Origin of the sequence: Mycoplasma testudinis ATCC 43263 (assembly GCF_000687795.1) — a bacterium.
Taxonomy (GTDB): domain Bacteria; phylum Bacillota_I; class Bacilli_A; order Mycoplasmatales; family Mycoplasmoidaceae; genus Mycoplasmoides; species Mycoplasmoides testudinis.
In genome coordinates this window covers 1-21,236 of record NZ_JHXT01000006.1, presented here as the reverse complement: position 1 = coordinate 21,236, position 21,236 = coordinate 1, and the positions used below count along the sequence as shown (strand labels likewise).

Annotated in this window: 15 protein-coding genes; 2 read left to right on the top strand and 13 right to left on the bottom strand. The window is 32.4% G+C overall.

The window, feature by feature from the left end:
• Window positions 1–109 precede the first annotated feature (109 nt).
• Window positions 110–562: a hypothetical protein gene (locus T384_RS0102055; RefSeq protein WP_027119636.1), complete on the top strand. Its 453-nt coding sequence runs from the start codon at window positions 110–112 to the stop codon at window positions 560–562.
• An 86-nt stretch (window positions 563–648) separates the two neighbouring features.
• On the opposite strand, the gene glgD is transcribed toward T384_RS0102055, so the two are convergent.
• The 5 genes from glgD to T384_RS0102030 are packed head-to-tail and all read right to left on the bottom strand — an operon-like array spanning window position 649 to window position 8,497.
• Window positions 649–1,767, bottom strand: a complete 1,119-nt coding sequence (glgD, locus tag T384_RS0102050; RefSeq protein ID WP_027119635.1) for a glucose-1-phosphate adenylyltransferase subunit GlgD — start codon at window positions 1,765–1,767, stop codon at window positions 649–651.
• Complete coding sequence (locus T384_RS0102045) at window positions 1,767–2,894, bottom strand: glucose-1-phosphate adenylyltransferase (RefSeq protein WP_036498831.1); 1,128 nt, start codon at window positions 2,892–2,894, stop codon at window positions 1,767–1,769. Before T384_RS0102045 ends, glgD begins: the two co-directional genes overlap by 1 nt.
• 3 nt (window positions 2,895–2,897) lie before the next feature.
• Window positions 2,898–5,063 (bottom strand): type I pullulanase, encoded by a 2,166-nt coding sequence (pulA, locus tag T384_RS06195; RefSeq protein WP_052663428.1) that lies wholly within the window; start codon window positions 5,061–5,063, stop codon window positions 2,898–2,900.
• A 19-nt stretch (window positions 5,064–5,082) separates the two neighbouring features.
• Entirely contained in the window at window positions 5,083–7,071 is a 1,989-nt protein-coding gene (gene glgB / locus T384_RS06190) for a 1,4-alpha-glucan branching protein GlgB (RefSeq protein ID WP_052663426.1), read from the bottom strand.
• Window positions 7,061–8,497: a glycogen synthase gene (locus T384_RS0102030; RefSeq protein ID WP_027119633.1), complete on the bottom strand. Its 1,437-nt coding sequence runs from the start codon at window positions 8,495–8,497 to the stop codon at window positions 7,061–7,063. Before T384_RS0102030 ends, glgB begins: the two co-directional genes overlap by 11 nt.
• Window positions 8,498–8,791: 294 nt before the next feature.
• Here T384_RS0102030 and T384_RS0102020 point away from each other — a divergent pair, with 294 nt between their 5' ends.
• Complete coding sequence (locus T384_RS0102020) at window positions 8,792–10,339, top strand: phospho-sugar mutase (protein ID WP_027119632.1); 1,548 nt, start codon at window positions 8,792–8,794, stop codon at window positions 10,337–10,339.
• Window positions 10,340–10,558: 219 nt separating this feature from the next.
• Here the strand turns inward: T384_RS0102020 and T384_RS0102015 are convergent, their stop codons facing one another.
• From T384_RS0102015 to T384_RS06175, 8 genes are all read right to left on the bottom strand, one after another.
• Entirely contained in the window at window positions 10,559–10,768 is a 210-nt protein-coding gene (locus tag T384_RS0102015; protein ID WP_027119631.1) for a hypothetical protein, read from the bottom strand.
• 631 nt (window positions 10,769–11,399) lie between these two features.
• A complete protein-coding gene (locus tag T384_RS0102010; RefSeq protein WP_027119630.1) occupies window positions 11,400–12,692 on the bottom strand; it encodes a hypothetical protein in 1,293 nt (430 codons plus the stop codon).
• A 269-nt stretch (window positions 12,693–12,961) separates the two neighbouring features.
• Window positions 12,962–14,386 (bottom strand): hypothetical protein, encoded by a 1,425-nt coding sequence (locus T384_RS0102005; RefSeq protein ID WP_027119629.1) that lies wholly within the window; start codon window positions 14,384–14,386, stop codon window positions 12,962–12,964.
• Between the two features lie 216 nt (window positions 14,387–14,602).
• The gene (locus tag T384_RS0102000) at window positions 14,603–15,547 is read right to left on the bottom strand and encodes an ABC transporter permease (RefSeq protein ID WP_027119628.1); all 945 of its coding nucleotides are present in this window, start codon (window positions 15,545–15,547) and stop codon (window positions 14,603–14,605) included.
• Window positions 15,547–17,244, bottom strand: coding sequence for an ABC transporter permease (locus T384_RS06185; RefSeq protein WP_052663425.1), 1,698 nt, complete (start codon window positions 17,242–17,244; stop codon window positions 15,547–15,549). The genes T384_RS0102000 and T384_RS06185 overlap by 1 nt, the downstream gene beginning before the upstream one ends.
• Window positions 17,231–18,973 carry an ABC transporter ATP-binding protein gene (locus tag T384_RS0101990; protein ID WP_052663423.1) on the bottom strand — a complete coding sequence of 581 codons (1,743 nt, stop codon included), beginning with the start codon at window positions 18,971–18,973 and terminating at the stop codon, window positions 17,231–17,233. Before T384_RS0101990 ends, T384_RS06185 begins: the two co-directional genes overlap by 14 nt.
• A gap of 60 nt (window positions 18,974–19,033) precedes the next feature.
• Window positions 19,034–20,716 (bottom strand): BMP family ABC transporter substrate-binding protein, encoded by a 1,683-nt coding sequence (locus T384_RS06180; RefSeq protein ID WP_052663421.1) that lies wholly within the window; start codon window positions 20,714–20,716, stop codon window positions 19,034–19,036.
• Window positions 20,717–20,954: 238 nt separating this feature from the next.
• Window positions 20,955–21,236, bottom strand: a 282-nt coding sequence (locus T384_RS06175) for a hypothetical protein (RefSeq protein WP_036498828.1), incomplete at its 5' end; no start/stop codon positions are given.

Sequence of the window (21,236 nt, the reverse complement as noted above, 5' to 3'; positions counted from 1 at the left end):
ACCTCAGTAATAATTATTAGATTATAAAGAAAACAATTTAACATTTTTAAGAAGATTTATAATTTTCCTAAAAGTAAAAATAATTTTGAAAAAGATACGGAACAAACAAATGCAAGAAAAAACAGTAGAAGTACTTTTTAATCATAAGATTCAAGAAGGAAGTTGGGTTATTAAAGCTTATGAAAAATTAGGCTTAAAATTTCTAAAAGACGCCTCTGAAGAAAGTGTTCTAGGATATGATATTTATCTATTTTTAGAACCAGATAATTGATCGCAAAACGAAATGCTTGTTCAGTCAAAAAAACAATATGATGCACTCCAAAAACATTTAAATATTATTGCACCGCCTAAAGAACCAGCTGAAAATTATTTTTGAGGACCCTATGTCTTTCTTTGGTTTTCGTTTTGAGCAATAATTGGTCTAATAATCGGTGGATTAATTTATATTTTAATAAACATAAAAGGAAATAATAATCAACCAGCAAAACCAGATGAAGTTTTATTAAAAGACATTGAAAGAACCAAAAAGCAAATGCAACTATTAATTGATAAAATTAACTAAAAGAATCCAATTAAAAACTGTTCACTACATTCTAAAATAGCTAAGATAAATAAATATAAATCCTGTTTTTATTAAATACTAAACTCTTAAATTTTGGAATTTTTTACAATTACTAATGGTGCTGATTCATTTGCCATCAACACTTTGTTTTCGGTGATTATTGAATTTTGATCAATAATAATATTTTTTAATTTGGCCCCTTCGTTAATCACCGTTTCAGTTAAAATAATACAATTTTCAATTTTTGCATTCTTTTTAATGTGAACCCGGCGGAATAAAATTGAATTTCTCACTGAACCGTCAATTTCACAACCGCTACCAACTAAGCAATGATCTACGTTGGCATTTTTGCCATAATAAGATGCATTCTGATCAACCTCTCTTGTATAAAGCGGAGCTTGGGTAAATACTTCTCGGGTAATATTCATATCTAATAAAGCGTACATTTGATTCAAGAAATAATCTTCAACCGAAGTAAAAATCCCAACCCATGTAGGTACTTCATAACCAATTATTTTTAATTCGTCCACTTTACTAGCTAAAAAGGTTTGTAACCGGGTATTGATATTTTGTTCTACGGCTTCATTCACCATTTTGACATACAATTTTTTAGACATCATAAAGATCCCAAGATCAATATTTTTTTCTTCAGCTTCTGCATTGTTGATGCCAAAATTCAAAATCCGTTTGGTTCGCGGGTTTGTATTTAAGATATTAATACCAATATATTTTTTGGCATGCGAGCTTTTCCGATAAGCCCAAACTATATCAGCTCCACTCTCAATCAATTTATGATACATTTCAAGATAATTAATCCGGTTAATTGTCCGAGCATTTGTATATAAAACATAATCCCTTTGGACACTATTTATATGTGCTAGGTTTTTAAATAAAGCACCTAGATCACAACCTGTACCTATTTGATCCTTGGTTGTAAACAAATAATTAATTCCTTCATTCTTGCGATGTAAGTTTCAGTTTGAACCTGTTCCAATATAATTAAAAATATGCCGGTTGGGCTTATCCACCAATAAATAAACAGGGTAAATCGAAGCATTAACTAAATTTGAAAAAGCAAAGTCGACTAAGCGGTAACGACTTAAAACAGGCAAAATTGGCATCGCGTGGCTGATACCAATTCCCCGAATTTGACTAGCGTTTTGATTTGTATCAACAATCGCCAAAATATTTCGATTTAAGGCCATTACTTTTCGCCTCCTGCATAAACATAAATATCTTTAGAATCAGCACTACCAACTTTTGCATTTACTGGTACTACTTGTTTTTCGATGACCACAGATCGGATCACGCTTGCTCCTTTACTGATTTTGACATCGCTCATAATTACTGAATCTTTAACCACCGCACCAGCTTCGATATCTACTCCTTGAAAAATCATTGAGTTTTCTACAGTACCATCAATATGACAACCATTACCAACAAATGATTGTTTGACTTTTGAACCAGATCCTAAAAATTGCGGTGGTAAGGAACTGGCTTTTGAATAAATTATCCAGGAGCGATCAGATAAATCCAATTCATTATGAAAATGTATCAAATCTAAATTAGCTTCTCAATAACTGTTGACTGTTCCGACATCTTTTCAATACCCTTTAAATAAATAAGCGTATATTTTGTTTTTTTGTTTCTCCAACATATAAGGTAGTAAATCGTGACCAAAGTCATTGAAGGGAATTTTTTTGGAATTACAGTACTCCATTGTTCGTTTTAATAAATTCCAATTAAAAACATAAATTCCCATGCTTGCTAAATTGTTTTTAGGTTTAGCTGGTTTTTCATCAAATTCAACAATCTTTTTTTGTTTATCGACATTTAAAATTCCGAATCGGCTAGCATCTTCTCAAGGAACTTCCATTGCAGCAATAGTAACATCTGCTTCATGTTCTTTATGATACTCAATCAATTTGGAATAATCCATTTTATAAATGTGATCGCCTGATAAAACTACCAGATAATCGGGGTTGTATTCTTCAATGTATTCAAAATTTTCAAAAACAGCATGTGAAGTACCTTCATACCATGAACCGATTTTACCTCGGACTTGTGGACTAAGAACCGTGACCCCTCCGTCGGAGCGGTCTAAATCTCAAGGTAAACCAATTCCAATATGACGCGCTAAAGCAAGTGGCTGATACTGGGTTAAAACTCCAACTGTATCAATCCCACTATTAGTACAGTTACTTAACGCAAAATCAATTATGCGATAACGCCCTCCAAAGGGAACAGCTGGTTTGGCTATTTTAGCGGTTAATTGTTTTAAGCGCGATCCTTGACCGCCAGCAAGAATTAAGGCGATAACTTCTTTTTTCATAATCTAATTCCTTTTATAAAAGACGTAAAATCCATAAGCTAAAATTTCCACGTTTTTATTGACATCGATGGAAGGGTTATGGAAGTGGTTATTAGTAACGCAAATAAAATCATGATATTCTTTAACAGTTGTTTGTGGTGTACTACTTGTATTAATCACCACATGAAAAATATCTTTGTCATCTGACAAACAATAAGTCACTAAAGAATTTTTTTCGTGAATTACATGTGTATATTTAGCAATTTCTTCTTTAGTTCTTAAACGAAATAAATAGTTATCTTTACGAATATCAACTAACTTCTTAAAAAACTCAATTTCCCGTTGATATTCGTTAATCTGGTTTCAATCAAACCGGTTATAAGAAATTGGTTTGTTGTAAGTATTGTCTTCACCAAATTTAGTTCGATAGATTTCTTGTCCAGCATGAATGAATGGGATTCCTTGACTTAACATTACAATCCCCAAGCCCAACAAAGCCATTTTTTGAATTGATGAAGGATTGAATGTTGGTAACCGATCTTTTAAATAATCATAAAAAGTTTGATTATCATGGGCTTCAATATAGTTAACGCTTTGTCATGGTTCGTTAAATATGTTATGAAACATGTTTAACCCTAACGAAGCCATCATAGCATTTGCGGCCTGATTAAAAAAACCAAGATTACCACTCACAAAACCACCCTGAGCTTTATCTCATTGGCTGCCGCGAATAGCATCACGGAAATAATCGTTAAAAAAACCAATTTTCTTTAATTCGTTGTGGTTTTGCATGTTTGCTAAAGGTTGGTCAGTTGCTGATGGCATGTTTCAACCTTCTCCATAAATAATAAAACTAGGATTAATAGCACGGGCCATTTCGACAATGGCATTCATTGTTTGAACATCTAAAATACCCATTAAATCAAAACGAAAACCATCAAGTTTAAATTCTTCAATTCAGTAGCGGCACATGTCCACAATATATTTTCGGACCATTAATCGTTCACTTGCAATATCGTTGCCAACTCCTGTGGCGTTACTAAAAAAACCACGACCATCAAAGCGAAAGAAATAACCAGGCAAAATCTTTTGTCAAGCAAAACTATTAACATCATAAACGTGGTTATAAACAACGTCCATAACAACCGCTATATTTTTTTCATGTAATGTTGAAATCATCCGCTTTAATTCAATAATCCGGTTGTATGGATCATTCGCATCGCTTGCGTATGCTCCTTCAGGAACGTTAAATTGAATAGGGTCATAGCCCCAATTATATTCAAGGCCTTTGGGATAATGCAATTCATCTAACGTTTTAAAATCATAAAAAGGCAAAATTTGTACATGCGTTACATTTAAATCAGTTAAATAATCCAATCCAATTTTATTTCCGTTTTGATCTGTTAGTCCGGTTTCAGTCATTCCCAAAAATTTTCCACGGTGTTTAAAAAAAGCAGAATCAGTAAAATCCCGGATATTTAATTCGTAAACAACGGCATCAGGATAATCAACAATTCGGTTTTTTGGACGATCAAACTTCATCGCACTTCGGGTTTTTTCAAGATTAATAACGTATGAAAATTCACTATTAGCACTCGAAGAAAAAGCGTAAGGATCAGTTGTTTCATGAGTGGTGTGATTGCTATGAATAACATAGCGATACATCATTCCTTCACAATCACGATCTAAACGAATACTAAACGTGCCTTCTTCGTTATCAATTAACTGAAAGGTTTCTAATAATTCTTTGGAATAAGGGTCATAAACTAATAATTCAACCGCTAAAGCTAAGGGAGCATAAATTTTAAAGCAAGTTGATTCTTTTGAATAATGATAACCTAAATCGTTTTTGCCATAATAAATACTACTATCAAAATCAGGTCGAAAAACAAGCGACCCCATCTTCACGGGTAGCCGCGTTAATTCCTTATCAATAATGTAGTATTGGTGGCGTAAAAAGAAAACGTTCCGCGGAACCTTTAGTTTAACAAAATCCTCAGTTTCTTGGGATTCAATCATTAAAACATTAGCTTGATGAGTCAAGTTTTCATTAACGTCAAAAAGTCAAAAACTATCTTCTTTTTTGTAGCGGTTTTTTGGAGCATTTACAGTGATTAAATCTCAGTTATCATAAAAACATTCAATACATGAAGTCGTTTCATCTTTAAAGGCTATTGGAATTGTTCGCATAAGTTAAATAACCTTTCACTTAAATTTTATTTTTCTTTAAAAAAATGGCCGCAAATGGAGCTAATTTAATGTTTACTCAACAATGATTTTCATCTTGTTGGATAACAATTTTTCCAGGGTTTTCATCCATGGTATTAATTGCTCCAGTTCCGCCGTATTTTAAATCATCACTATTTAAAAGTTCTACATATTCAAATAAATGTTTATGATCAGGCTTGGCCTTAAGATCGATTGTGTATGTTTCATAATACTGATCAGAAAAGTTATAAACCATTAATAATTCATCGTGAGCTTTTAAGCCTTTGCGGTTGAAAGCAAAAATATTATTGTTTTCGTGAACTAGAACTCATTCAAAAGCTAAGGGATCAAACTCACGTTCATATAAAGGTTTTTGTTCTTTATAAAGATGTAATAAGTCCTTCGCAAATAATGAGTGGGTTTGGTTAAAGTGATTAGATAACAGATGCCAATCAAGCGAAGTTTTTTCGTTTCATTCATTTGCTTGCGCAAAATCAATTCCCATGAATAATAATTTTTTTCCAGGGTGGCCAAACAAATAGCCAATCATTAATTTAGATTGCCGCATTTGTTGGTCATAAAATCCAGGCGATTTTAAAAGAATTGATTTTTTTAAATGGACAACTTCATCATGTGAAAAGGCAACTAGAAATCTCTCGGTAAAATTATAAGAAATGCTGAAGGTAATATCATTAAATGCACCACCATCACGACGGGCTTCAAAAGGTTTTTTCATAAATCTGAAAAAATCATTTGAGAAACCAAGATCTCATTTTAAGTCAAATCCCAATCCACCAGTAGATAATGACTTAGTAACACTCCCATAAGCTGAAGAATCTTCTGCGATCATCAAAACATCTGGATGATTTTCTTTCACGTGAGAAATTGTGTTTTTGATAAATTCAACTCCATCCGGATTAACTTTACCCGATGAATTTCCTTGGTAATACAAAATATAAGAAACTGCATCAAACCGAAATCCATCAATATGGAAATCTTCAATTCAATAGTATAAAGCTGATAAGAGAAAACTCTTAACCTCATTTTTACCGAGGTTGAAATTAGCTGTTCCTCATAAATAATTTTCTCGATCAAATTCGATCGGGCTTGAAAAAACTTCATGAGTACCATCAAAGTTATATAAACCATGGTCGTCTTTATTAAAATGAACCGGCACAAAATCCATAATCACTTTAATATTATTTTGGTGGGCTAAATCAATTAAGTATTTCAATTCGTCAGGATTTCCGTATCGACTCGTAGCTGCAAAGTAACCAGTTATTTGATATCCTCATGAACCTAAAAAAGGATGCTCTGCCAGTGGTAAAAATTCAATATGTGTATAACCCATATTTTTCACATATTCGATGAGTTGATGCGCATAGTCTTCATAATTCAAAAATTTGTTATCAAGGGTTTTTCTTCAAGAACCCAAATGGACTTCGTAAATTGCCATTGGTAAATTTTCATATTTTTCGACGGCGCGACGTTTTAAATATTTTTGATCTTTCCACTGATAGGCACTTCGGTTGTAAAGAATACTATTAAAGTACGGATCTAATTCGGCATAAAAAGCAAACGGATCACTTTTCATTAAAACTTTATCGTCAGCAGTAATAATTTGATATTTATACTTACAACCATAATTAATTTTGTTAATTTGTACTTCCCAAATTCCATGCATTGTTTTTTTCATTGCATGAGCAACCATTTGATCTTTTGCCACGATCATCAAATTAACAGCTTTAGCGTGTGGAGCTCAAACCCGAAAAACAAACCCATCAACAATATTATTGGAAACTTGAAGAGCACCTAGTTCATCATGCAAATGAGTATGAGTTCCTTCGGTAAATTTGAGTAAATCAATCATTTTGGAAACATGTCGTAAGGAATTTGTTTTAGCAGCGGAAACGGAAACTTTCATAGATTTTTCTTTCTGGTGGGCCGTTGTTAATAAATCTGCTTTTAAAGCGATCTTTTTAGGCAACATTTTTCTTATACAATTCCAAGTATTGTTTAGCGATATCAACCCAACTAAATTTCGATTGCATTCCTTCGTTAACAAGGCGTTCTCAAGTTTGGCGGTCGTTATCAAATACGTTGTGAGCTTCTTGAACAGCAGCGACTAAAGAATTAACATTAAAGTCTTCAAACAAAAAACCGTTCCCGTTTGGCAATTTGTAATCAAAAACCGTATCTGCTAATCCACCAGTTTTGCGAACAATTGGAACCGTTCCGTATGCCAAAGCAATTAATTGAGTTAAACCACATGGTTCAAAATACGAAGGGATTAAGAAAGCATCTGCGCCGGCATAAATTTCATGCGCATATTTTTCGTTGAATTCATTAATAAAACGACATGGTTTATCAAAATATGAACAAACGCGTTTTAAATTCATTTCATATAATTTATCGCCTGTACCAAGAATAACAAATTGAATATTAGGATTATGCTTTTGCAAGATTGGTAAAGCCATATCAAATATATCAAACCCTTTTTGATTTACTAAACGACTAACAATTCCGATTAAAAATTTATTGGGGTTAACTTCTAAACCCGTTTTTTCTTGTAAATGCTTTTTGTTAACAGCTTTGTTTATTTTTCAATTATCTTTAGTAAAGTTAGTAAAGATTAATTCATCAGATTCAGGGTTGTAAATTTCTGTATCTAAACCATTTAAGATTCCTGTTAATTTATTACTGTTTTTGAGTAATAATGTATCCAACCCCATTCCTAATTCACAACTTTGAATTTCTAACATATAAGTTGGACTAACAGTTGTCACTGCATCTGAAAAAACAATACCAGAACGCATAAACGAAAAGACATCAGCTGTAATTGCTTCTTGGATTACTGACTTTGTTTTGGATCAATTAAATAATTTTAAAACATGGTCAGCTCCAAATTGGCCTTGATATTGCAAGTTATGAATGGTGAAAACAGTTTTAATTTTGTTTAATTCACCATTTCCAGAAAGCTTTAACATCAAAGGAATCAATCCAGTATGTCAATCATTTAAATGAATAATGTTAGGTTTTGATTGTTCAACTTCTAAGAATTTAACAACTGCTTTTGAAAATAAGGCAAAATCAAAAGCATTTGTAAAGTTAGAATATGAACTAGTAAGTTGGTTTATCGGGTTTTCTTTAGTTGCGACAAAATAATAGTCAACACTGTGGTATCTAAGTTTCTTGACAATCACTTGATAATCTTGATGCTCAAGTTGAACGCTCCACTGCAAATAATCTGTCATCTGAGAAGTATACTTCTCAGGAATTGAATAAAAGAACGGCAAAATTACACTAACTTCAACTCCAATTTTTGTCAATGCTCTTGGAAATGCATAACTAACATCTCCTAAGCCGCCTGTTTTGATAAACGGATAGCACTCCGCTGATATGTACCAAATACGCATTGCAACCACCTCAATTTTCTATTTCTCTTTACTTAAATTCTAAACCAATAAGAAATTAATATGGAAAATATAATTGGCAATTTAAAAAAAGTCTGCAACAATAATTTTTTTCAAACTTTTTTGTTACAAAGTCCATTCACTTTTTTTATTTTTGAAATGAATTTTAATTGCTTTAATTAAAAAATGTGGCGTCAAGATATTCTTAAAAACAAAGTGGATAAACAGGTTTTTTAATCTTTAAATTTAAAATTAAATTAGTTATTAAAAAGAAAATAAGGAGATTCAATTTTACAGATGGGTAAATTAGAATTTGGAACAGCAGGAATGCGTGGTGTTTTAGGTCCACAAGAAGACCAACTAAACATCAATCACGTTCAACGCGTCACTGAAGGATATGCAAAATATTTAAAAAAACTATATCCGAAAAAGAAAAAAATATTAATTGTGATAGGTCGAGACAATCGAAAAGAAAGCAAAAACTTTGCGCAAGCATGTGCAGCAATGTTAGTCAAATACGGCATTAGCGTTTATTATTCTAAGGCTATTAGTCCAACGCCACTTGTTTCATATTTAATTATGCATAAGAACGCCCAAGGTGGAATCAACATTACAGCATCTCATAATCCTAAAGAATATAATGGGATTAAATTATATAGTCCGGGAGGGTACCAAATTCTCCCTGAAGAAGTAAATGCCATTTTAAAAGAATTCGAACCATACGAAAATTATCCAAAAAATATCGAATTTAGTCATAACAACAAATTATTTAAATATGCAGAAAACGATGATAAAGAAGATTTGATTAATAAGTATCTAAATGGTCTAATTCGAATTGCTGGAGCATCAAGTGACTTTTCAAACCTAAAAGTTGCTTACTCACCATTGCATGGTACTGGAGCTAAGTTTGCTGCAAAGCTTTTTGAACAATTTAAAGTAAAGGTTTTTTATGATCAAAAAGCAATGAAAGAAGATCCAGAATTTACATACGTTAAAAATCCAAATCCTGAATCAGATCTAGCATACGAACGAATTTTAGAAATCGCCAAAAAAAATAATACAGATATTTTGATTGTAACTGATCCTGATGCTGATCGTATCGGTTTAGGAGTGAAAGATAAAAATACAGGAGAATATATCCGACTAAATGGAAATGAAACGGCCATTTTAACTTTTGATTATTTATTGAAAAATAAGGAGTTAGAAAATCGTTATTTAGTTCATTCATTTGTATCATCCACATTACCAGCAACAATGGCTAAAGAAAATGGTGTTAAAGTTTATGAAACAGCTACCGGATTTAAATGAATTGGCGAACTAGTTAACCGAATAAGCCACAAAAATAAAAAATCCCGAATGCTGTACGCATTTGAAGAATCATATGGTTCATTAATAAACCAACACATGGCCGCTGATAAGGATGCTTTACAAGGCATGGTAATTTTATTAAAAATGGCAAGTGAATATAAAAAAGCCGGAACAAATTTACTAGAAGTATTAGACAAAATTTATCAAAAATATGGCTATGTTGCTTCAAAAAGTATTACGATCGATTTAGATCCTAAGAATCCGCATCAACTAGATCAAATCAAGGATCGTTTCCGAAATTTAAATATGCATCTAGGTAAAGTTGTTGATTTTTGCAACGGCATCAACGAATGCGCTCCAAGTGATATGTTAAAAATTGAATTTAATGAAAACGGGCGCTATGACTGAATTGCATTAAGGCCAAGTGGAACTGAGGCAAAAATTAAGTTTTACTTATTTGCCCTTGAAGCAAAACCAGAGTGGGCTCAAGACCGTTTCAATTGATTCTTAAGAGAAATCGAAAGAACATTTAAATAAAAAAAACAAATTTTTCATAACTAAGACGAGTTAAAAAAAATATTAAAACGGTGCAAAAGAAAAATCAAATTCTTTTGCACCGTTTTTTATCATCTTAGAACCTATCCGTAACTGAAAACTTGTGTTTTTCTAATAACTCGTAAAAAGAATTAATTCCAGGAGGAAGCTAGGCAGATGGAAATTGATTGGTTTTACAGAATTTCTGATAGGGTAAAAAAATTATGAATTTAAATTTAAGGCTATGATTGGAGTTTTAGATTTTTTTAGTACTTCTTCAAGTTCAAGACGAATGTTCATTCTTCCAGAACTCAAAACATTTGATCTTGAATAAGGATCTTGTCCTAAGAAATCACTAACATAAGTTGCTGAAAGCACAAAGGAAATAAATTTTCTGCGCTTTGAAAATCTTTTGTTTTTGGATAAAGCCATAACAAAATTCCTTTCTTATGGTTAATTAAATTTGTAATTTAGAAGTTTATAAGATATATCAATCAATTGCCATTAGGTTAATTGTATTGATATTTAATTATCAATTTTTTGTTAATATAGTGAAATCTTAAAATTTGCACCCTCTCTTGTCATCGCGTCTATGATAAAAAGCAAAAGTCCAAAATAACGTTTCCTTGTACTTTATTAATGATCGTTGTAGATTATCGAATCTACAAAGAATTCTGAATGAGGCATGTAAGTAAAGTATATCCACAAGTATGAATAGCAATAAAAATAAATGGAATACACAGCATATTAATTTTTCAGTATTAGATTAAACAAAAAAACGTTATTTCATTTCAAGATGGGAAAATATAATTTAAAAAGCATCTTCATACTCTATCCTTCAATTTTTGCACACAAAAGACAAGGAATTAAGGTATGAAATTAGGTACGAGAAGAAAAAAAACAGCAAATGAACACCTAGATTATTTGGTCTAGGTGTTAATTTGTTGAAATATTGAAGTTAAAAATCAATTGTTGAATAGCTTCAGTTACAAAAACTTAGCAAGCACAAAAGGGTTGTTCTGAAAAATCCTTAAATGAAATTTTTCCAAGTCTTTATAATTTTTTATTTGTTAGCAGTTAATAAGGCATTCCAAGCAGCCGTTACATCAATAGGATCGGTTGAAAAAGGTCCAAAAGTAGTTTTGGGAAATAACGAACTTTCTTTACCATCAACTAAAGTGTGCTGTGCGATGCTAGCATTAGATACCAACCCACTAATAGTATTTGTTTTAGCATCAACTAAAGCGTTATTAGCATACGATTCAACGACAATTTCTGAGCTTTGGCTTACTTTAACTTTGTTATTTGGATCAGAGTTTACACTTAATGTAAACTTAGTGAATAAAGTAAATGATGCAGTGTGATTATCTTTGTTATATGAGAAATTATCTAATAATCAAGACATGGACGGTGTTATCGAAGTAGTTGCTAAACTAGGATTTGTTTTGATCATTTGAGCTTGTTGGGTTGCTATCTTTTCTTTTATTTGCGCTGAAGGGATGTTCACATACACCAATACAGAAGCTTGAACTAAATCGCTGTCAGAAACTAATTTACTAGACAAATAATCTTTTAAATTAGTTGAATTTGCTTTAATGTCCGAAACTATTTTTGCATCTGGTTCAGTAGTTGAAACAACTTTAGATCCGTCTACCATGGGGGGAATAGCAATTTTGTTCTCGCTAGTAAGATATGCTAACCAAATTGATGTCAAATCTAAATTAACTGTGAGGTTTTGGTCTGGGATATTAACGTTGTCCGGGAGATTGATGTTATTATTAACAAAATTATTAGTTGTTTTAACAGATTGTTTAACGTCAGAAATTATTCCTGTTACTAAATTTACTGGAGCATCTTTGGCTTCTAAAATAAATTCTGAATCTGCTGAAAAATTAAAATCTTTGTCTGCAATTTTGGTATCAATTTTAACGTTAGATTTTACAGAAATTTTGAAGGTAGCAGTTTGCTTAGATTCATTATAGTTAACGTTATCTAGAAAATAATGAAAGGTAACAGAAGGCTTAATGGCTTGAGCTACATTTAATGAACCTGCGAAATCCTTAGTGGTGTCACCAATATTATTTGCATTTGCTAAATAAGCTTTTAAAGTTTCTGATAATAAGTTTGTACTAAAATTTGCTTGTAAATCAGCGCGAATTCCTTCGGCTCCAGCGTTATCTTCTTTATATGCTTTTTGTGTTTGATTAACAGTCGAATCTTGCGGTTGAGGTTTAACAGTTGAAGGATCAGTTGTCTGAGAATTTCCGCATGCTGATGCAATTGCGGGGACAGCGACAACTAAACCCCCAAAAGCGATACCTAATCCAGTAAAACGTTTTAATCTAGATTGTTTCATAACAATATTCCTATGCATAAGATGCTTATATGGCATTATTCTACTCCTTACATACTAAAAAGCAGAATAAATAACCACTAATTAAATTATTGTTGTTAACATTGCAAAACAATCACTCTTATAAAATAGTTTCATATTTGGCTTTATTAAAACCAAATCAAGAAATAAAATAAAAAATGGTTTGAATAAAAGATTTTAAAATCGTATCGTCCAAAATTGAATTAAGTTAACAAAACAACTACTCAAATTGATTTCACGACGCTAATTATTTAAGACTCGAAACCAGAAATTTTATAAATTGGGGTGGTAATATCAACAGTTTTTGCTGTTTCGCGTGGTGAAGTTTTTTGTTGTCAACTAAATCTAAAACTAACATCCAGTGTAAAGTGATCATTTGGATCAGGATGAACTATTTGCTTTAACTGAATTCTATCGTGTGAATTAGTGGGAAATATGATATTTGCAGCATTAAATACTTTTGGTTGTTCAAAATAAGAATTAAGAACATCGATTTGTTCATTAGAAAAGAAGTCATCGTTTGAAAAGAACTTATTAATTTTGAATGAAGCATCTTTAATTGAATCGGAGATATTGGGACTAAGTTTAAATTCCCCTCCTTTTAAAGTGTCAATAAAGGCTTGGGCTTTATTGACTAGTTGTTCATAACCATATACAGTTAATGACATTTGACTCACAGGTGATTGTGATAATAAATCATTATAACCAAATGAATCTAAGGCGTAGATTATTTTTGTATTTTGAATAGTCAAAGTTTTGGGATTATTTACTTGTTTATCTTGTTTAGCAAGCGACATATACAATCGAGCGTGCTGTAATCAAACACTAATTGGTCTATAATCAACAACAAGATAAATCCCATAAGGTTCAGATCCATTTAAAGATGAAAAGCTAAAAGTAGGAGCTTCTAAAAAATATTTATAGTTGCTTTGAGAAAGGCTGGTAGGTAATTGTGGAAGTTTACTACTTTGAGAACTCATTGCATTATTAAAATCGCTTATTGAATCATATAAACCAGCCGGGTGAGATGAAGTATTGACATTATTTGGATTGTCAAGGTTAACATAATAATTATCGTTATTATTTACTTCACTAGGGATCTGATTCAAATAATTTACTCAATCTGATTGAATGCTTGCTTTATATCCAGCAATATAAAAATACGCCGAACCGCCAACATCTGATCTAGTTTGTTTTCCGGTTTGTTCAAAATAAATTGTTTGGCCTTGAAACATTTTGTAAACACTATACTTAATTATGATAATTCCTGTAGCATCGTCAACTTTAGCAACCGAAAACTTCATTTTGTAGTCGTTGATGTTAAGAAATGCATCAGCATGGATATTTTTCAGGTAATCTATAATGTTGTTTAATTTCTTTTCTTTTGTTGAATCATTTTTATCGGCAGCTGAAATATTCTGGTTAAGCTCCTTAACACCAAAATTATCTGGAAAAAACATCTCACTAGGTTTTAAATTCTGACCAACGATTGGATGATACACATAACTATCATTATCTGAATAAAAATTTTGAAGATCAGTAATTTCATCTTGATTTTGAAGTGGCAAATCAGGTTCTCTTAGATTACTACATGCTGATAAAATACTTCCAGAAATTATTGGAAAACCAATGGCTAAAGCTGAACACAAACCTATTTTTTTAAAATTATTTTTCATAACCAACACACCTTGAATCAGAACATCTGTTTAAATAACCTAAATTATATACCGGCATTATTTTCTCGAAATATTTTTTATTAGTGATGTATTACAATTTGAAACACCAAAAATAACCAGAACCACCTTAAACTTTACTTATAAGCAAAAAAAATCCGTAAAACATTGTTTTAATAAAACAACTTTACGGATTTGATTTTTAAACTTTGAAAAAGATTAACGTAATCCTTTATCAAAGTGTTTACCCGAGAACTTCGGCGGCACCACAAACCTTCCAAACACTACCATTACAAATAGAGTTAATAAGAACGGAGTCATTCTTAATAAGAAAGTATTTTCAATTGAACCAACTGTTGTAGGTAAAGCCAATTGGGTAAATGTAAGTAAGAATTCAAACAGCAAAGCCAAAATAATTCCTGGCAAAATTTTTCATGAGCTAACGATTAATAAAGCTAAAGCAATAAATCCTAATCCATTAACGTCACCATTAAAAGAACTTCGTACCGAAGCGAATCCAAACAATGCTCCTCCAAGACCGGCAATAAAACTAGCAAATAAGATTCCTAATCATTGGTACTTTAGAACGTTGATTCCTTGTGCATCAACAGCGTTCGGATTTTCACCACATGCCCGGTAACGTAAACCAAGTTTAGAGAAATTCATCACAACATAAACTAAAAGAATGATAACCATTATTATTACAAAAGTAACAACGGATTCAGCGTTAATTCCAGAATTACCAATAACAGTTGACGGAACGTAGCGGTTAGCTAATGCAGTTTGTCCGAAAAAGCGTTGTGAACGATCAGAAATTGCTAATCCAATTCCTGTTGCTAACAAGTTAATTCCAGTACCCGCAATGACATGGTCAGCTTTTAATTTAATGGCGGCTAACGCAAATAGTGCACCAACAGGAATCGATAAGAAAGCTGAGATAAAAAAGGCTAATAAGAAAGTTCAGTTGAATGCATCTAAATTAGCTCCACTAAAATCTGGACTATTAGCAAACACATTTGAAAAAATGTAAAAGAATAAAACCCCAAATGTCATCATTCCGTTAATTCCGATGTTAACAATCCCAACACGTTCTGATAAGTATCCACTTAATACCCCTAAAGCTAAAGCAGGACCTCATATAAATCACATATTAATAAGTTGCATTATATAAGACCTCCCGGAAGTTTTGGCGTGTTAGTTACAAATCATTGTTCAACACGATTAACATGTTTTTCAATTTGTTTAATAATTTCATCATCATGAGCAGCAATTTTTCATTTTTCTACTAAGACTTTATCTTTCTTTCAGAAACTTAAGCGAGGCATTACATTAGAGATTTGTGAAAATTCAATTTTTTGCTCTCAGTCAATGACTAATGAATATGCACAAGACATCTTTAATTCTTCATGAATTTCATTACGTTCTTTCATATATTCAACATTGATTGCATGTTTTAATAAATGGTATTGCTTGCTAAAACGAATCAAAACTAATTTGTAAATTGGAGTAAGTAAGAACGAAATTATAAATTTGCGGAATTTAGGATCAAGATTTTTTAACATCATGTCAGTTTTTGTACGAACTAAGCTAGCTCTCATATCAGCAATCTTAAACGTTCTTTTTTCTGCTGCTGCTGACATATGATTTTCATAGTTAAGATAATTCTCACTGTTAGCCTTACGGTATTTTAATAAGTAAAACCACCGTCATGGACGCAAGTACGAAGCTAATCCATAAATCGCTATAATGTACATCATAATTCCAGTGATTAAAGAAATGGTAGTAACTGGTAATCCAGCTTGAGCTGCGCCGGCATTAACTGCAGCAAATAAGATTGAAACTACAAAAATTCCAATCGGATTATTTAAAGCAATCAAGCCAATGGCAATTCCGTTAAATCCTTCTGCAGGCACTTGATTTAGTTGTGTCCCACCAATGGCATCGAAATTTAAGGAATTAGAAGTTCCAGTGTAAACAATTACACCTAACACACCTGCAATTATACCAGAGATGGCAAATGAAGCCAATTGTAGATTCTTGTAGTTATAGCCAAAGTATTGTGCAGCTGTTGGCGAAGTTCCAGTTGTTTTTAATTTGTGCCCAAAAACTGTAAATTTCATTACAGCTCAAATGATGATTACTAAGACAACTGTTACAGCTATAGATCATACTCAACCACTGTTGTTGTTAAATCCTAAACCGGGTTGGAAGAAAGTATATCCCGCAGGCAATTGAATGGCTCTGAAAAACCCATTATTGTTAGCTGCGTTATCAAGTAATTGAGTTTCAGGAGTTCGAACTAAATAAGCAACCATAAATAAAATAATTCAGTTTAGTAAGATTGCACTTACAACTTCATTAACCTTCAAATAAACTTTAAACAAACCCACTAAAGTAGCTACAAAAGTTGCACCAATAATAGAAAAAATTAAAGTAACAATTTGACCACCACCAGCTATAGTTTTTCAATCAGAAGGAAAAACATTAATCAATAAGAATGCAGTAGAAGCCCCAGCCATCATTTGTCCAGAAATTCCGATGTTAAAAATTCCTACATTCATACAAAACGAAAACGCTAAACCAGCAACTGTAAAAATGGCAATCTGATAAATAAAGTTTTGAACATTAGCGGCACCACTTTCGAATAGGCGGCTAAACATAAAGCCAAAAGAAGCTGGTCTAGATCCCAATCAAACAGTAATAAAATAAGACAGCATTACAGCAACTAAAATAAAGAAGACAACTGAAATGAATTTTCGACGCAACGATTTTTGTGGCGCCCGATAAAAATACTTATCATAAAAACCGATTGTATTATTTTTTAACAAGCTTTTTAGAAACGGACCATTAAACTTCGACATGTTTTACCTCTTCCCCGGCTAATAATTCCCCAATTCTCTTCCGGGTCATTACCTCTTTGTTTCCCATTCCAACAATTGTATTACGACTCATCACGGCAATTGTGTCTGCTAAGGCCAAAATTTCATCTAATTCGTACGAAATCAAAATAATTGTATTCCCTTGCTTTTTTTCTTCCAAAGCCCGTTGGTGAATATATTCAATAGCACCAATATCTAAGCCTCGAGTTGGTTGAACCATAATTAGTAACTTGTGTGGTTTAGTAATTTCTCTTCCCACAATTAGTTTTTGTTGGTTTCCTCCAGATAATGCTCGAGAATTAGCTGTCCCATTAGCAGTTCCTCGAACATCAAACTTTTCAATAATTTCATTAGCATACTTAGCAATTTCATATTCAACAATTACTCCGCCAATACTAAACGGATGATGATTAATTAGATTGTTGACTGCATTACGACGGCAACTTTGGTCTAACACCAAACCATATTTATGACGATCTTCAGGAACATGACTAATCCCATCTTTTGTTCTTTTATTAATGGAATCTCGGGAAATGTCTTTACCATAAAAGAAAATAGTTTTTGGTTTTGCTAATTTTAATCCTGACAAATATTCTGCAAGTTTAGATTGACCATTACCTTCCACTCCAGCAATTGCAAAAATCTCACCTTTTTTAACTTTAAAACTAACTGTTACAGGTTCAGCTTTAGCTGTTCTTGCACTTTTAGGCACAACAGATGCATTTTTGTTTTGTAAAGTTGTTTCGCTCTTATTTTTAGAATGCAATTTCTTGAAACTTAAAAACTTCTTAGCTTCATCAAAATAATGACGAACTTTCTTTTCTGCTAATGATACATACCAGTCAATTGGTGGAACAAAAGTCAAATCAAGTTTATCAACTTCTAAAATGACATCATCGTATTCATTTTTTAAGTCGTTAATTGATTCAACTAGTTTGTGACCAACCATCAATTCAGCCATTGCTGAAACTGGTGCTCTTTTAACATCAACGGTATCCACATACACACCTTTACGGATCACGGTTGCAACATCTGCCACTTCTTTAACTTCGTACAACTTGTGGGTAATAATAATGATTGTTTTACCTTCTTTTTTGAACAATTTTAAGATGTCCAAAAAACCACTGATTTCAGAATCGGATAAAACCGCGGTCGGTTCATCAAAAATCAAAATATCGGGGTTTCTAAATAAAACTTTTAAAATTTCCACTTTTTGTTGTTGACCAACAGTTAAAGTAGATACTTTCGCACTCAAGTCAACATTGAATTGATATTGATCAATGATGGCTTGAATTTTCTTTCTGCTTTCTGCACGAGTCATTAATCCAAAAACAGTTTTTTCAGATCCTAAAATAATATTGTCAATTACACTATAGTTATCAATCAATTTAAAGTGTTGATGCACCATTCCAATATTATATTTTGCAGCATCTTTTGATGATGCAAAAACAACTTTTTCACCACGAATAAAAATTTCCCCACGATCTGGTTCATATAAGCCAAATAAAATCGACATCAAAGTAGATTTTCCAGCACCATTTTCACCAATGATGGCATGAACTTCATTTTTAAGTACAGATAAATTAATACCAACATTAGCTTTAATTTGACCATTATTAAAGCTTTTGTGAATATCCAACATTTGCAAAGCATAAGCGTCTTTAGCCACGTTACGATCAATATGATATTCGCTAAATTGGTTATTACTCATAACTTCTCCCTGGATTATTTTTATTATTCAAAACAATTAAATTAATAATGTTTTTCATAATTAAGATTTCCCAATGTTATAAAAGAATCCTGTTCCATCTAAACGATTTTCAGGTTTTAAGTCTGATTGGAAGTCAGGTCCACCACCAACAGCGATTAACGGATACTTGTTATTTTCATTAGGTGCTGGTGCACTACTTTGAATTGCGGGAAGGTCAGCCCCGTAAGATTTAATTAGATTATCACCTGTAATCATTCAATCACCAACATCGTCATTAGGACTTTTAACTTTTACACGGGTATTGTTTTCTGTTAAAATTCGACCATAGTTAGCAAGAATTTCGTTTTTCTTTGTTTGGTAATCAGGTGCTTGTGAATTATCTCCCAAAATCACATTACTTAACAATTGTTTAGGAATACTATTGACAGTTGAGTCTAAAGTTTGCCCATCGCTAATCGTTGTTCCTGAAGAAACAAAGAATAACGGGTCAACTAAGAATTGATCACCGGCCGGAGAAATTCCAACCGCTCGATTATCAATGTTACCAACATTATTAAACCCAAATCCATTAAAACCATTAACAGTTTTTCCGGTACGAATGGCTTCTAATGTATCCTTAACAGAAAGCGTCAAATCTTTAAGTGAAGAAAAAGGAATTAGTTGTTTTAAACCTTTAAAATCTGAAGGGATATTTCCGTTAAGTGGGAATTGTAAATCAGTAATATTTTCTTGGGCGGTATCTACTCCAAGAACAACTGCACGACGATTAACTTGTTGTTGGACGTTCGCTACTACTTGAGCTGTTTGCGGTCCAGCAATTGGGAAAATAACAGATGCACCATTATTTAACATCGCAGGGGTTAACGTATTAACCCGTTGTTCGTTAGCTGCAAAACTACCGCTCAAAAAAGAAGCCATTGTGAAACTATTATCTGGAGAGATCCAAGAGATTTTCTTAGTTGGTGTATTTTGGTCAATCATTAAATGGGGTTGCATAACTTCGTTTCAATAAGCAATTCCTTGTCTAAATCCCATGAAGTAGTTCAATGTAGATGGGAAAGCCAATCCCACAAAGCTACTTACGCCATAAGTGTCTCGGTTTGCTGCGGGAGCTTGAGGATTAATTTCCCCAACCGTTTGAAAGTAATCATGATTTAAATTCAGGTATGCTGCTGTTGCTACACCCACTAAAAATGACCCCTGATCTGCTCGGTAAGTAATACTTGAGATATTCCGAACATTATAAGGGGTCCCATCTGCAGCTGATGTACTCATTGCACCGTCAACAAAAATAAATCCAAAATCAGAAAAAACTTGTTGGTTATCTGTTCGTGGATCGACAACTAAATTTAAAGCATTTTGCTGATTAAATCCTGTTGCTACAGCAATTTTAGATCCATCATTTTGAGCATTATTATACGTGTTAACACGACTTTGGTCATCAGTTCCGGGGCGTTTTCAAATTCCGTTACCATCAATAACTGAATTATCGTTAGCTTGAGGAACAGAATTTGAATTTAATTTAACATCATCAATATAGAAGTTACGAATCCCATCTCATGATGATTCACTAAAAGACTGGTCAGCTAAAGTTGAACTATTATCAGATACGATTAACTGAACAGTACTGGTATATCCAAAATTACCAAACGAGCCAGCAATTCCGCCAGCAATTACTGCAACTGCTGCGGCCGCCGAACCTGAAATGGTCAAAATCTTGGCTATTTTCTTTTTATTGCGCATTTTGATCCTTAATTGAAAATTGAATAAGAAAAAAGAATTTTCATTGTCAACAAATGTATTTTAAAAAAAGAAACTTCTTTTTTAAAACTATCTTGCAAAATCTGAACTCTCAAGTTGAAGCAAAAACCATACTAAAAGTTCATTTTTTTTAAAAAATATTCAAAAAATAGGTTAAAACTTCAATTTTATGAAGTCTTAACGTTAGGTTTCATAAAATAAATAGGTGGTAGAAGAACAGTTAGTGAATTGTATTATCTAAGGAATAATTGATGAAATATCCCTCTAACATTTTTGTTTTTAGCAATCCCTTTGATCCACTTTTATAAGTTATAGTTTCTGTTTCTATAATATTACTTTTTTGATTTGAAAAATTATACACAACTTGATAGTTTTGGTCTAATTTTTTGGCAGACGAAAGTTGAGCGTGTTGTAATATTCTTATAAGCGAATGACCTCCCGTTTGATGTTTCATCTTCTTTTGAATCATAAAATATTGTTTTCATTCAATCAATGATTTTAT